A 14,098-nucleotide genomic window follows, 5' to 3' on the forward strand; every position below is an offset into this window, starting at 1 on the left:
ATAGTGTGCCAAGTTTGTTGATACCGAATGTTTTTTGTTTGGTGAATACGAAACATTTTTTGCTTGAGGATGCCGCACCCCCGTGTGGTGTTTCTTGAGTGGTTTTTATTCGCCAGGACTACATCAACGTTGTGGTTCCCTGATTTTCCTTGGGGGGCTTGTTGGTGGCTTTTTATTTTTTTATGGAGAGTTTGATCCTGGCTCAGGATGAACGCTGGCGGCGTGCTTAACACATGCAAGTCGAACGATGAAGCCTAGCTTGCTGGGTGGATTAGTGGCGAACGGGTGAGTAACACGTGAGTAACCTGCCCCTGACTTCGGGATAAGCCTGGGAAACTGGGTCTAATACCGGATATCACTTCCTGCCGCATGGTGGGTGGTTGAAAGATTTATCGGTTGGGGATGGACTCGCGGCCTATCAGCTTGTTGGTGAGGTAATGGCTCACCAAGGCGACGACGGGTAGCCGGCCTGAGAGGGTGACCGGCCACACTGGGACTGAGACACGGCCCAGACTCCTACGGGAGGCAGCAGTGGGGAATATTGCACAATGGGCGAAAGCCTGATGCAGCGACGCCGCGTGAGGGATGACGGCCTTCGGGTTGTAAACCTCTTTCAGTAGGGAAGAAGCGTAAGTGACGGTACCTGCAGAAGAAGCGCCGGCTAACTACGTGCCAGCAGCCGCGGTAATACGTAGGGCGCGAGCGTTATCCGGATTTATTGGGCGTAAAGAGCTCGTAGGCGGTTTGTCGCGTCTGCCGTGAAAGACCAGGGCTCAACCCTGGTTCTGCGGTGGGTACGGGCAGACTAGAGTGATGTAGGGGAGACTGGAATTCCTGGTGTAGCGGTGAAATGCGCAGATATCAGGAGGAACACCGATGGCGAAGGCAGGTCTCTGGGCATTTACTGACGCTGAGGAGCGAAAGCATGGGGAGCGAACAGGATTAGATACCCTGGTAGTCCATGCCGTAAACGTTGGGCACTAGGTGTGGGGGACATTCCACGTTTTCCGCGCCGTAGCTAACGCATTAAGTGCCCCGCCTGGGGAGTACGGCCGCAAGGCTAAAACTCAAAGGAATTGACGGGGGCCCGCACAAGCGGCGGAGCATGCGGATTAATTCGATGCAACGCGAAGAACCTTACCAAGGCTTGACATGTTCCAGACCGGGCTAGAGATAGTCCTTCCCTTCGGGGCTGGTTCACAGGTGGTGCATGGTTGTCGTCAGCTCGTGTCGTGAGATGTTGGGTTAAGTCCCGCAACGAGCGCAACCCTCGTTCCATGTTGCCAGCGGGTTATGCCGGGGACTCATGGGAGACTGCCGGGGTCAACTCGGAGGAAGGTGGGGATGACGTCAAATCATCATGCCCCTTATGTCTTGGGCTTCACGCATGCTACAATGGCCGGTACAATGGGTTGCGATACTGTGAGGTGGAGCTAATCCCTAAAAGCCGGTCTCAGTTCGGATTGGGGTCTGCAACTCGACCCCATGAAGTCGGAGTCGCTAGTAATCGCAGATCAGCAACGCTGCGGTGAATACGTTCCCGGGCCTTGTACACACCGCCCGTCAAGTCACGAAAGTTGGTAACACCCGAAGCCGATGGCCTAACCACCTTGTGTGGGGGGAGTCGTCGAAGGTGGGACTGGCGATTGGGACTAAGTCGTAACAAGGTAGCCGTACCGGAAGGTGCGGCTGGATCACCTCCTTTCTAAGGAGCTAACCATTATTTGGTTGCTCATGCCAGACACGAGTGTTGTTTGGGTGGGTTGCTCATGGGTGGAATATCAATGAACTCAACACTGGGAAACATGCGCCGTTGGTGGTGTGTGGGTGTTGGCTGTGGCTGTGTCGCGTTTTTTGCTTGTGAGTACGCATGATCGTCCCTTGTGGGGTGGTGGTGTGGGAAAGCGGGTGAGGGGTGTGGTGTGGTTTGTGTGGTTTGGCATGCTGTTGGGTTTTGAGGCAACAAGCTTTCATGGCCCCCCTTTTTTGGTGTCTGGTTTTGGCTGGGTGCTGGGGGGTTGTGGTGGTTTTGGTGTGGCCTTGTCCTGTGTCTTTGAGATTATTGCCCCGGTTTGTGGGTGGTGGTTTTGGGGGTGTGGGGTTGTTGTTTGGGAACTGTATAGTGAACGCGAGCATCTTATAGAACGAGATGAGTTGCATGGGCCTGTTGTCGCGGGTTTGTGTGATGTTTGAGTCTTGTTTTGTGATTTTGTTGATTGTTTTGTTGCTCAATTATTTTTGAGGCTTTTTGCAAAGTGTTTTGTTGAAAGTTTTTAAGGGCGCACGGTGGATGCCTTGGCATTAGGAGCCGATGAAGGACGTGGGAATCTGCGATAAGCCTGGTGGAGTCGATAACCGGACGTTGAGGCCAGGATTTCCGAATGGGGAAACCCCGCACCATGTTATGTGGTGTGACCCGTGACTGAATGTATAGGTTGCGTGGAGGGAACGCGGGGAAGTGAAACATCTCAGTACCCGCAGGAAGAGAAAACAATAGTGATTCCGTTAGTAGTGGCGAGCGAACGCGGATGGGGCTAAACCGGTTGGTGTGTGATAGCGGATAGGCGTTGCATCATCGGGGTTGTGGGGCTTATATGTGCTGACTCTATCTAGTTGGCGGAGCGAGGTGCGGGCGTATAGGTGAATCGGTTGGAATGCCGGACCAGAGAGGGTGATAGTCCCGTAGGTGTAATGCGTGTCTGCCGTTCTTGTATAGGTGCCCGAGTAGCACGGGGCTCGAGGAATCCCGTGTGAATCTGCCAGGACCACCTGGTAAGCCTGAATACTACCTGATGACCGATAGTGAATCAGTACCGTGAGGGAATGGTGAAAAGTACCCCGGGAGGGGAGTGAAATAGTACCTGAAACCGTGTGCTTACAAACCGTTAGAGCATGGGCTTGTCCTGTGTGATGGCGTGCCTTTTGAAGAATGAGCCTGCGAGTTAGTGCTGTGTCGCGAGGTTAACCCGTGTGGGGTAGTCGTAGCGAAAGCGAGTCTGAATAGGGCGTTTGAGTGGCACGGTCTAGACCCGAAGCGAAGTGATCTACCCATGGCCAGGTTGAAGCGCGTGTAAGAGCGTGTGGAGGACCGAACCCACTTCAGTTGAAAATGGAGGGGATGAGCTGTGGGTAGGGGTGAAAGGCCAATCAAACTTCGTGATAGCTGGTTCTCCCCGAAATGCATTTAGGTGCAGCGTTGCGTGTTTCTTACTGGAGGTAGAGCTACTGGATAGGCGATGGGCCCTACAAGGTTACTGACCTTAGCCAAACTCCGAATGCCGGTAAGTTAGAGCGTAGCAGTGAGACTGTGGGGGATAAGCTTCATAGTCGAGAGGGAAACAGCCCAGAACGCCAACTAAGGCCCCTAAGCGTGTGCTAAGTGGAAAAGGATGTGGAGTTGCTGTGACAACCAGGAGGTTGGCTTAGAAGCAGCCACCCTTGAAAGAGTGCGTAATAGCTCACTGGTCAAGTGATTCCGCGCCGATAATGTAGCGGGGCTCAAGCACACCGCCGAAGTTGCGTCATTCAAACATGTCATAGGCCTTTGTGGTCCAGTGGTTTGGATGGGTAGGGGAGCGTCGTGTGGCCGGTGAAGCCGCGGTGGAAACCAGTGGTGGAGGCTACACGAGTGAGAATGCAGGCATGAGTAGCGAATGACGGGTGAGAAACCCGTCCGCCGAATGATCAAGGGTTCCAGGGTCAAGTTAATCTGCCCTGGGTTAGTCGGGACCTAAGGCGAGGCCGACAGGCGTAGTCGATGGACAACGGGTTGATATTCCCGTACCGGCGAAGGACCGCCCATACTGAGCAGTTGATGCTAACCACCTCCAATCATTGCGTACGGCGCCCTTGTGGTGTTGTTGTGGTGTGCGGGGCTGGGAACCGAGGCTGTGAGGTCAGCGTATTAACAGGTGTGACGCAGGAAGGTAGCCGAGCCAGGCAATGGAATTGACCTGGTCCAAGGGTGTAGGAAGAACGGTAGGTAAATCCGCTGTTCATGTTTCTGAGACCTGATAGGCGCCCACTTTGGTGGGTGATTTGGTGATCCTATGCTGCCTAGAAAAGCATCGGCGTGAGGTCCCAGTCCGCCCGTACCCGAAACCGACACAGGTGATCAGGTAGAGAATACCAAGGCGATCGAGAGAATCATGGTTAAGGAACTCGGCAAAATGCCCCCGTAACTTCGGAAGAAGGGGGGCCTGCCCCGTGAAGAGGACTTGCTCCTTGGAGGCGGGTGTGGGCCGCAGAGACCAGTGGGAAGCGACTGTTTACTAAAAACACAGGTCCGTGCGAAGTCGCAAGACGATGTATACGGACTGACTCCTGCCCGGTGCTGGAAGGTTAAGAGGACTGGTTAGCAGTAATGCGAAGCTAAGAATTTAAGCCCCAGTAAACGGCGGTGGTAACTATAACCATCCTAAGGTAGCGAAATTCCTTGTCGGGTAAGTTCCGACCTGCACGAATGGAGTAACGACTTCCCAGCTGTCTCAACCATGAACTCGGCGAAATTGCAGTACGAGTAAAGATGCTCGTTACGCGCAGCAGGACGGAAAGACCCCGAGACCTTTACTATAGTTTGGTATTGGTGTTCGGTGCAGCTTGTGTAGGATAGGTGGGAGACTGTGAAGCTTGGACGCTAGTTCAGGTGGAGTCATCGTTGAAATACCACTCTGGCTGTACCGGTCACCTAACTTCGGACCATGATCTGGTTCAGGGACAGTGCCTGATGGGTAGTTTAACTGGGGCGGTTGCCTCCTAAAGAGTAACGGAGGCGCCCAAAGGTTCCCTCAGCCTGGTTGGCAATCAGGTGTTGAGTGTAAGTGCACAAGGGAGCTTGACTGTGAGAGTGACAGCTCGAGCAGGGACGAAAGTCGGGACTAGTGATCCGGCGGCACCGTGTGGAAGGGCCGTCGCTCAACGGATAAAAGGTACCTCGGGGATAACAGGCTGATCTTGCCCAAGAGTCCATATCGACGGCATGGTTTGGCACCTCGATGTCGGCTCGTCGCATCCTGGGGCTGGAGTAGGTCCCAAGGGTTGGGCTGTTCGCCCATTAAAGCGGTACGCGAGCTGGGTTTAGAACGTCGTGAGACAGTTCGGTCCCTATCCGCTGCGCGCGTTGGAAATTTGAGAAGGGCTGTCCTTAGTACGAGAGGACCGGGACGGACGAACCTCTGGTGTGTCAGTTGTACTGCCAAGTGCATCGCTGATTAGCTACGTTTGGAAGGGATAACCGCTGAAAGCATCTAAGCGGGAAGCCTGCTTCGAGATGAGATTTCCATGCACCCTTGTGGTGTGAGAGGCCCCCAGCTAGACCACTGGGTTGATAGGCAGGATGTGGAAGCAAGGACTGAAGACTTGTGTAGCTGACCTGTACTAATAGGCCGATGACTTATCAACACCAACAAAACACCCGACCTGTGGGTTGGGTAGACAAGATTTTTTGTGTGTTCGCGTTCACTATATGGTTACGAGATAACAACCTCATCAATCACACGCTAGTGTGGTTGCGGGGTTTGGTTGCATTATTGTGTTTGTTGTTTCGAGGCTGTTACGGCGGTCATAGCGTGGGGGAAACGCCCGGTCCCATACCGAACCCGGAAGCTAAGGCCCATTGCGCCGATGGTACTGCACTCGTGAGGGTGTGGGAGAGTAGGACACCGCCGGACTATTATTGTGGTTTGAGGCCCTGACACTGTGTGTCAGGGCCTCACCCATTTAACCGGATGGTATTCCGTCCCGGGACGCTGGCTTATAGGCTGCGGGTTGCTGGTGGATGTGGTTGGGTCCCCGGAAAGTAGTCCAGTGACTATGTGAGTACTCGTGTCCGACAATGGACACAGGAGGAATCACAGAAAAATGGCACGCAGACACACACCAGACCAGGTCATCGCTAAAGTCCGCCAAGGACAGAAGATGCTCAATGAAGGCCACCCGATGATCGAGGTCATCAAGGAACTGCAGATCACTGAAGCTACTTGGTACCGCTGGATCAACCAGTACGGGTCCGAGAAAAACGCTGAAGCCAGCAAACGCACCAAAGAGCTAGAGAAGGAAAACGCCCGCCTCAAGAAGCTGCTCGCCGATCAGATGCTCGCCAACGACATCCTTACTGAGGTTGCCAAGGGAAAATTCTAAGCCCCGAACCACGCCGCCGTGCTGTACGGATGGCGATGGAAAAATTCGGGGCGTCCGAACGCTTCGCTTGCCAAGTTCTGGGCCAGAACCGCTCTGCACTACGTAAGAAAAAAACACCGATGAGCTTTGACGAAGCGCAGCTACGAGCCGACTTGAGGGCTGTCGCGTCTAAGCATCCAACGTGGGGATGGCGCAAAGCCCGCTGGCACTTGCTGGCCACCGAACGATGGAAAGACACTGCCTTGAACAGCAAGCGCATCCGACGATTATGGCGAGAAGAAGGCCTGGTCTGTAAGCCCAAGCGTCGAAAGAAGCGGCGCACCGGCCCAGACGCTGGGGAACAGAAGCGGTTGACCGCCGAGTACCCGATGCATGTACTGAGCTTTGATTTCCAGTCGGATGTCACCTCTTGTGGCCGTCATATCCGGTTCTTCAATGTCATTGATGAGTACACGCGGACCGCTTTGGCGATCATTCCCCGCAGGTCTTTCAAAGCTGCTGATGTGGTGGCTGTTTTGGAGGACATCATTGCTGAAACTGGGATCCAGCCAACGTTTGTGCGGTGTGATAACGGGCCTGAGTTCACTGCTGACGCGCTGGTGGAATGGTGCAATACTGTGGGGGTGTCCACTGCGTTTATCGATCCGGGCTCACCTTGGCAGAACGGTTTTATTGAGTCGTTCAATGCGCAGTTCCGGCGTGAACAGCTTTCCGGGGAAAATATGGACACTATGGTGGAAGCGAAGTATTTGGCTGATGAATGGAAAGACATTTACAATCATGAGCGTCCCCATGGGTCTTTGGATGGGTTGACGCCGTCCCGGTTTTGGGATGAATGGGTTAGAGAGAATCAGTTAGCTATCGCATAGCTGCTGGACTGCTTAAAGGGACCCAACCAGATGTTCAACGCCCCTGGCGCCGGATGCATAGACAGAAACCACGCTCGAAAAGGAGCAAGACTTCGTCAGTCACATATCGAGGACCCGAGTAACCAAGAGGAAGCCTTGCTGCTTCAAAACATCATAGGCTTAGGCCATAAAGCGTTTTTCTGGATACGTCGGGACACTAATTCCGATCCTTAGAACTGAAGGGGCAAACTGTACATGCGTACTTACGTAGTTACTGGTGCGGCATCGGGCATCGGTGCGGCTACCGCTGAATTGATTCGCGAACGCGGCGGCAGAGTAATTGGTGTGGACTTGCGCGATGCGGACGTTACCGCAGATCTTTCGACACCTGAAGGTCGACAAACCGCCATTAGCGAGACCTTGAGAGTCAGTGACGGTGCGATTGACGCTGTTATTGCGGCTGCTGGAATTTCGGCTCCGAAAGCTTTGACAGTCGCGGTCAATTACTTCGGCGTTACGAAGTACCTAGAAGGTTTACTGCCAGCCTTGGCTGAATCTTCTGCCCCTCGCGTCGCGGTTGTTTCTTCAATGGCATCGATACAGTCTAATTCTGCTGAACTTGTCGAGGCCTTGTTGGCTGATGACGAAGACAACGCCCTAACCATTGGTGAGCAACTGGCCGCCAACGGAGCGCAGGATGGGTACTTGAACTATTCCTCATCCAAACGTGCGTTGAGTCGCTGGGTGCGCCGTGAATGCATCACAGATAAATGGGCCGGCGCAGGGATCCCACTGAATGCTGTTGCACCTGGCACCGTGATCACGAACATGACCCGTGACCTGCTGGCGACTGCTGAAGGACGAAATATGGTCGATCAGAGCGTTCCAATGCCCTTGAACTATCATTCGGAGGCCATTGTCATCGCCAAACTCTTACTATGGCTGACGAGCGAAGAAAACAGTCATGTAACGGGCCAAACGATCTACTGCGATGGTGGTGCGGAAGCAACGCTGCGCGGGGAAAACATTTGGGGCTAACTACGGAACATTCGTATGATGAAGGACACAGATAAACAACCCCTAGGGATTGGCGCTTGATCCGGTGTCCCTGATATAGTGATGGAGTTGTCGCGATCGCGATGGACACCGTAGTTTTCTGCGCGGATTACCGTGCGGGTTAGAGTTACGGCGGTCATAGCGTGGGGGAAACGCCCGGTCCCATACCGAACCCGGAAGCTAAGACCCACTGCGCCGATGGTACTGCACTCGGGAGGGTGTGGGAGAGTAGGACACCGCCGGACATAATTTATAAGGTTAGAGGCTCCACCCAATGGGTGGAGCCTCACCTGTATCTCTGAACTTATGAGTGGTGATTAGTACTTGTAGGACTGTCCGCCATCAATCGGAATAACCGCGGCGTTAATGAATGAGGCTTCGCCACCAAGTAGGAACGCTACGAGCTGGCCCACCTCTTCGGGACGTCCAAAACGCTTCATTGGGTTGGGTTCCACGAAAGACTTACCAACTTCTTCCCAATTATCTGGATCCATTTGTTTCAACGATCCTTCAACCATCGGAGTCATGATAGCTCCGGGCGCGATGGCGTTGATCTGAATCCCGTACTGACCATACTCGATGGCAGAGTTACGGGTCAGCCCCACCACACCGTGCTTTGAGGCAGCATAACCAGATTGATTACCTACCCCACGGATACCACCGACCGAAGCGGTGTTTACGATGGTGCCGCTTCCTTGCTCGCGCATGACCTTTAAAACATGCGACATGCCGAAGAACACTCCATCGAGGTTAATGGAGACGACCTTGTGGAATTCGGCTGCACCGAATTCTTCGGTGAGGTTCTGTTTGCCTTCGATACCGGCATTGTTGAAGAAGCCATCAATGCGTCCAAACCGTTCAACAGCGGCCGCTACATATGCCTTGACATCATCTTCCTTAGCCACATCAGCGGTCTGGAGCAGAATTTGTGCGTCAGGTGAATCAGCTTGTATCGCTGCCTCGGTATCTTTGAGGCCAGCTTCGTTCAGATCGACCAGTACGAGGTTTGCACCCTCGCTACCGATCTGTTCGGCTGCGGCACGACCTAAGCCTGACCCGGCGCCGGTGATAATGACTGTCTTACCCGTGAACCTGCCCATGGTGAACCCTTTCATCCGGTGACAAGGGGTTGAATAGCCCCCGTTACTCACGAGTCTAGGTGAAAGTAACTGGCATCGATACGGTATCCATCATTCATTGAGAATCTGCAGGTCCCGTCGGGTCTGCAGGAGAAATCTTAGCGTTTCTGGAAGGGCGGCGGGGGACTGGATCCGCTGCGTGGCTACACTCGACCCCGAGCCAACCTTCACCCCCAGATCCTTCTGGCTCAGAGAACGGAAACCATCTTCATCGGTGACATCATCGCCAACAAAGAGCATGGCCTTGCTCTGGGTTACTTCCCGCAACCACTGGAGGGCCTGACCCTTCGTGGCGTTGAGAACACTGGCTTCGAGTACTGCCTTGCCCGCGAGTAAGCGTAGCCCGGGTAAACTTTGTAGCTGTTGCTGGGCGGCAGCTAGCGCAAGTTCACCGATGGCATCGGTAGCCTGACGCACGTGTAACACCGTTGAAGCTGGTTTGTACTCCAGAGTGGTGCCGACAAAATTGGCAGATACCTCACTGAGGATTTCGGTGACTTGGCGTAGCAGCTGCGATTGCTCCGCATTCAGTTCAATCTGTTGCGCAGCGGTTTGCAGCCGGGGTGGGACCACTCGTTCTGCACCATGGGAGCCGATGAGCACTTCGGGGCGTGGTTCGGGATAGACGGTTCGAAGTGAAGCTAAGTCACGCCCAGAAATCAATGCGGTAAGAACCCCGGGTAATGTGCCAAGTTCCATCAGCAACGCCGCCGACTCGGGCAGCGGACGTGCGTCTTCCGGACGGTTAACAAGCGGAGCCATGGTTCCGTCGAAGTCTAAGGCGATAACCAGAGGCGAATTCTTGGCCAGTTCGGTCAGGGCTTGGCGCAGTTCAGGGGCCAGAGTTGAAGGCGAAAGATTCATCCGTGCTTCCCGATAGACGTTGGTATTTGTGAATTCTTAAGGTGAAACCGGGTGGTTGATCGACGAGAGTTCCTCCAAGAAACGTTGTGACCATCCCACTACGTCGTTTTCTTGAAGATGGCGGAACATTCGACGCATTCTGCGTGCCTGATCAGCCGCAGGCATTGTCACCGCTTGAACAATTTTCTGTTTCATCCCATCAATATCATGCGGGTTGACCAAGACAGCTTGCGTGAGCTGATCAGCGGCACCGGTAAATTCCGATAGGACCAGAACACCCTGCCCATTTTCGTGGGCAGCAACGTATTCTTTGGCCACAAGATTCATCCCATCACGCAGCGAAGTCACCAGCAACACATCGGCGGCGAGATACATGGCGATCATTTCCCGCATCGGGTAGGAGTGGTGCAAATAGCGCAAGGTGGTGTGGCTAAGCGTGTCATGCTGCCCGGTGATCTGCCCAACCATCAGTTCGACTTGATTTCGCAGCTGGATGTAGCGCTCCACGTTCTCACGGCTTGGACTGGCCACCTGGATGAGGCACACCTCGCCAGCTTGCAGCGATTTGTCGTTGAGCAGTTCACCATAGGCTTTGAGTCGATGCCGGATTCCCTTAGTGTAGTCAAGCCGGTCAACACCGAGCATCACCGTCTTGGGATTCCCTAACCCGGCACGGATTTGCTTGGCCCGTTCTTGGATTTCTGGATCCCGGGAAAGCTCAGCCACCTGAGAGGTATTGATGGAGATCGGGTGCGCTGCTGCGCGGCACACATTCTTTAGTGCGTAGTTTTCATCCGGTGTAGCTTCATGCCCTTTAACTGAGTAGTCGGTGTAGCGGCGCAAGCAGCGCACGAAATTAGCGCTGTCGGCTTCGCGCTGAAAACCCACCAGATCCGCGCCGGCTAGACCTTCGAGGATTTGTTTACGCCAAGGAAGTTGGGCAAAGAGTCCGGTAGCGGGGAAGGGGATGTGGTTAAAGAAGCCGATTCGCAGATCTGGGCGAGCCAGCCGCAACATTTTCGGTACGAGCTGCAGCTGGTAGTCGTGAACCCAAACCGTCGCGTTCGGTGCGGCGACTTCCAGTACCGCATCAGCGAATCGCTGGTTAACGGTTTTGTAGTTATCCCACCAAGTGCGGTGATATTCCGGGGGAACAATCACGTCATGGTACAGCGGCCACAGGGTCGAATTGGAAAAGCCCTCGTAGTAAAGTTCCAGATCTTCATCGGACAAAGCGACGGGAACCATGTGAATGTCGTCTTTGTCGAATGCTTCTAAGTGCTCATTGGTGGCTCCATGCCAACCCACCCATGCACCAGTGGACGAAGCCATAATCGGTTCCAACGCGGTGACCAACCCGCCGGGGGAGCGGCGCCAGCCAGGGGAACCGTCGGAATTGGTGACCCGGTCCACCGGAAGGCGGTTGGCCACCACAATGAACTCGTAATTGGCGTCTGGAACTTCTCGGCTCACGATTTCCTCCCAATACCCACACACCGAAGTGAAATCGACGAGTGGGCGTTCTGTGATAGTTCCTGCACGGATTCGCAGCGGAGGCAGTAGCCCCCATCACATTATGAGCCTAATGAGTATCGGCTGTGAAAGGAATTTAGAAGACTCTTATGTCTCCAGTTGGTGACGAACAGCATCGATAGTCTGAGTTGGGGGTTGGGGGATGTTGTGCAGAAACTGTGAAGGTGTGACCTTCAAGCAAAAGATGCGACTTTTCGGGCCTATGTTGGCTAAGCTTAATTCGAATCAAGCCTGTCTCCGAACAAGGACGCAAATTAAACATGTCTTCAAATTCCCCTCGCCCGTCGAAGTCTGAGCGGCAGGCAAACGCACGCGAGAAAGCCGCTAAGCTGGCTGCCGCCCAAGCTGCGCAGGAAAAGCGCAAGTCGCTCATGGTCAAGCTTGGTGTTATTGGCGCGGTCGTTGTCGTCATCGCCTTGGTGTTTGTCCTGATTTTCCAGAACCAGAGCAATGAGGTTTCCGACGCCGGGGCTGCTCCCAAGGGCGGAAACGCTGCTGGTGGTATCACCTTGATCTCGGATACCGAAGTAGCTGACACTTCCGGGGTCAGCGTTGATATCAACCAGGTTGGCGAGCCGAAGAATGTTGCTACTCCCGAACCGCGTGATCTTCAGGTGGGAGCTCAGGGCGAGCCGGTAGTACTGACGATTTTCGCCGACGCGAACTGCGTGCACTGCGCAACCTTCGAGAGCCAGTATGGAGACCAGATCGGACAGTGGCTGGCCAATGGCGAGGTCATGGTTGAATACCGCACCGTCGGCTTCCTTGACGGTGGCTCACCTACCAATTACTCCTCGCGTGCCGCAAACGCTATGGCTTGTGTGGCAGATACAGCTCCTGCCTCGTACTTAAACTTCATTGAAGCCGTCTGGGCTAACCATGCCAACGGTGAAATGAAGAACGCTGAACTGGCCCAGCTCGCTCAGGACAATGGTGCCGATGTTACGGACTGCATCAACGACGGAACCTTCCGCCCCTTCGTCCAGTTCACTACCGCAGCTGCCGAAGCTGATGGCATCCGAGCCACTCCAACGGTGATGATTCAGGATCAAGAGTTTGTCTTGGGTGGCGATTTCGTAGCTGAAGTTCAGGCCGCAATCGAGGCCAACGCCTAAATGTTTGGTAATCACCGCGGATAAGGTAATATCCCGTAGTGATCACGCACCTTTAATGTTGTGGGGAGGACACCGTCACGGTGTCCTCCCCACAACATGTTAAAGTGACATGGCCGCGATTAGCATCACCGCTAGCAGTTCGGATATTCTTATTCGGTACGCCTCCTTAGCTCAGCTGGCCAGAGCGTCTGTCTTGTAAACTGAAGGTCACCGGTTCGAATCCGGTAGGGGGCTCGAAACAACCCCGGCAAATGCGTCAACGCATTTCCCGGGGTTTCGTTGTCTCTACGATTCGGTGCGGAAAATGCGCTGCGTTGGAATTAGATTCACATCTTTTTCTGCTCGGCCCCCAAAATGTGCCAGATATTTCGGCGCCACTGGGTATCGTTGGAGTCCGCCAGATATTGGCGAGAAACTACCTAATCGAGGGATAAAACCATGGCTGGTGGATTGGTCGCACTGCTTGATGACGTGGCCGCGCTGGTGAAGCTTGCCGCGGCTTCACTTGATGACGTGGCTCTGGGTGCCAGTAAAGCCAGCACCAAAGCCTTGGGCGTGGTGGTGGACGACGCGGCTGTAACTCCACAATATGTCGCGGGGATCGATCCAAAGCGTGAGTTGCCCATTATTTGGAAGATTGCCAAGGGCTCGATTCGTAATAAGCTACTGATTATTCTGCCTCTGGCCTTGCTGCTATCGCAGTTCGCACCTTGGGCGCTGACCCCAATTCTCATGTTGGGCGGTGCCTACCTGGTTTTTGAAGGTGCGGAAAAGATGTTGGAGCTGCTGCACATCGTCAAACATCATGATTCGCGCGGTGGAAAGACGGCTGTCGATGAGAAGACGGTGATCTCCGCGGCGGTGCGTACCGACTTGATCCTCTCTGCTGAGATCATGGTGATTTCACTCAACGAGGTGGCACACGAATCGTTCCTGATGCGTACCTTGATTCTCATTACCGTCGCGTTGGGCATGACCATCGTTGTTTATGGTGCGGTGGCGCTGATCGTGAAGATGGACGATGTTGGGTTGCACTTAGCGCAGCGTGTTTCGAGACTTGCACAAAAGGTAGGCCGCGGCCTGGTGAAAGCGATGCCGATCGTGATGTCGATTCTCAGCAAGGTTGGGGTAGTGGCAATGCTGTGGGTTGGTGGACACATTATTCTCGTGGGTCTGGAGGAGCTCGGCTGGCAGTCGCCCTACCAGTGGGTTCATCACATGGAACTGCTAGCAGCCAACGCCACGGGCTCTGCTGGTGCCGTGGTCGGCTGGATAGTCAATACGGCATTATCCTGCGTGGCTGGGATGATCATCGGTTCGGTGATCGCCGCGGTGGTCTTGGGAATTCGATCACTGCGCGGGACTCGACCTGAAAAGCGCGAAGCACACTAGGCCCCCAGGTTCC

At 54.3% G+C, this 14,098-nt stretch carries 7 protein-coding genes, 1 tRNA gene and 4 rRNA genes; 9 read left to right on the forward strand and 3 right to left on the reverse strand.

Annotated elements, in window-relative coordinates:
* Nucleotides 1–179 precede the first annotated feature (179 nt).
* From ACQQZ8_RS02595 to rrf (ACQQZ8_RS02620), 6 genes are all read left to right on the forward strand, one after another.
* Nucleotides 180–1,705: ribosomal RNA gene (locus tag ACQQZ8_RS02595) — 16S ribosomal RNA — on the forward strand.
* A gap of 558 nt (nt 1,706–2,263) precedes the next feature.
* Nucleotides 2,264–5,401 (forward strand): 23S ribosomal RNA (locus ACQQZ8_RS02600).
* A gap of 151 nt (nt 5,402–5,552) precedes the next feature.
* Nucleotides 5,553–5,669 (forward strand): 5S ribosomal RNA (rrf, locus tag ACQQZ8_RS02605).
* Together the 16S, 23S and 5S rRNA genes form the textbook arrangement of a ribosomal RNA operon.
* Before the next feature lie 190 nt (nt 5,670–5,859).
* Nucleotides 5,860–7,007 (forward strand): IS3 family transposase gene (locus tag ACQQZ8_RS02610; protein ID WP_431711163.1). Its coding sequence is split into 2 segments (ribosomal slippage): nt 5,860–6,133 and nt 6,133–7,007, totalling 1,149 coding nucleotides; the frame shifts between segments, so codons are not numbered across the junction.
* 234 nt (nt 7,008–7,241) lie between these two features.
* Nucleotides 7,242–8,024 carry an SDR family oxidoreductase gene (locus tag ACQQZ8_RS02615; RefSeq protein ID WP_431711164.1) on the forward strand — a complete coding sequence of 261 codons (783 nt, stop codon included), beginning with the start codon at nt 7,242–7,244 and terminating at the stop codon, nt 8,022–8,024.
* 146 nt (nt 8,025–8,170) lie between these two features.
* Nucleotides 8,171–8,287: ribosomal RNA gene (gene rrf, locus ACQQZ8_RS02620) — 5S ribosomal RNA — on the forward strand.
* Between the two features lie 72 nt (nt 8,288–8,359).
* Here the strand turns inward: rrf (ACQQZ8_RS02620) and ACQQZ8_RS02625 are convergent.
* The 3 genes from ACQQZ8_RS02625 to ACQQZ8_RS02635 form a co-directional block, all read right to left on the reverse strand.
* Entirely contained in the window at nt 8,360–9,142 is a 783-nt protein-coding gene (locus tag ACQQZ8_RS02625) for a glucose 1-dehydrogenase (protein WP_431711165.1), read from the reverse strand.
* A gap of 90 nt (nt 9,143–9,232) precedes the next feature.
* The gene (gene otsB / locus ACQQZ8_RS02630; RefSeq protein WP_431711166.1) at nt 9,233–10,045 is read right to left on the reverse strand and encodes a trehalose-phosphatase; all 813 of its coding nucleotides are present in this window, start codon (nt 10,043–10,045) and stop codon (nt 9,233–9,235) included.
* A gap of 36 nt (nt 10,046–10,081) precedes the next feature.
* Entirely contained in the window at nt 10,082–11,518 is a 1,437-nt protein-coding gene (locus tag ACQQZ8_RS02635; protein ID WP_431711167.1) for an alpha,alpha-trehalose-phosphate synthase (UDP-forming), read from the reverse strand.
* 320 nt (nt 11,519–11,838) lie between these two features.
* Here ACQQZ8_RS02635 and ACQQZ8_RS02640 point away from each other — a divergent pair, with 320 nt between their 5' ends.
* The 3 genes from ACQQZ8_RS02640 (at nt 11,839) to ACQQZ8_RS02650 (ending at nt 14,085) form a co-directional block, all read left to right on the forward strand.
* On the forward strand, nt 11,839–12,693 hold the full coding sequence (locus ACQQZ8_RS02640; RefSeq protein WP_431711168.1) for a DsbA family protein: 855 nt from the start codon (nt 11,839–11,841) through the stop codon (nt 12,691–12,693).
* 160 nt (nt 12,694–12,853) lie between these two features.
* A tRNA-Thr gene (locus tag ACQQZ8_RS02645) sits at nt 12,854–12,927 on the forward strand.
* A gap of 204 nt (nt 12,928–13,131) precedes the next feature.
* Nucleotides 13,132–14,085 carry a DUF808 domain-containing protein gene (locus tag ACQQZ8_RS02650; RefSeq protein WP_431711169.1) on the forward strand — a complete coding sequence of 318 codons (954 nt, stop codon included), beginning with the start codon at nt 13,132–13,134 and terminating at the stop codon, nt 14,083–14,085.
* Nucleotides 14,086–14,098: the final 13 nt, after the last annotated feature.

This window comes from Glutamicibacter uratoxydans, assembly GCF_050753455.1.
GTDB classification, from domain to species: domain Bacteria; phylum Actinomycetota; class Actinomycetes; order Actinomycetales; family Micrococcaceae; genus Glutamicibacter; species Glutamicibacter uratoxydans_A.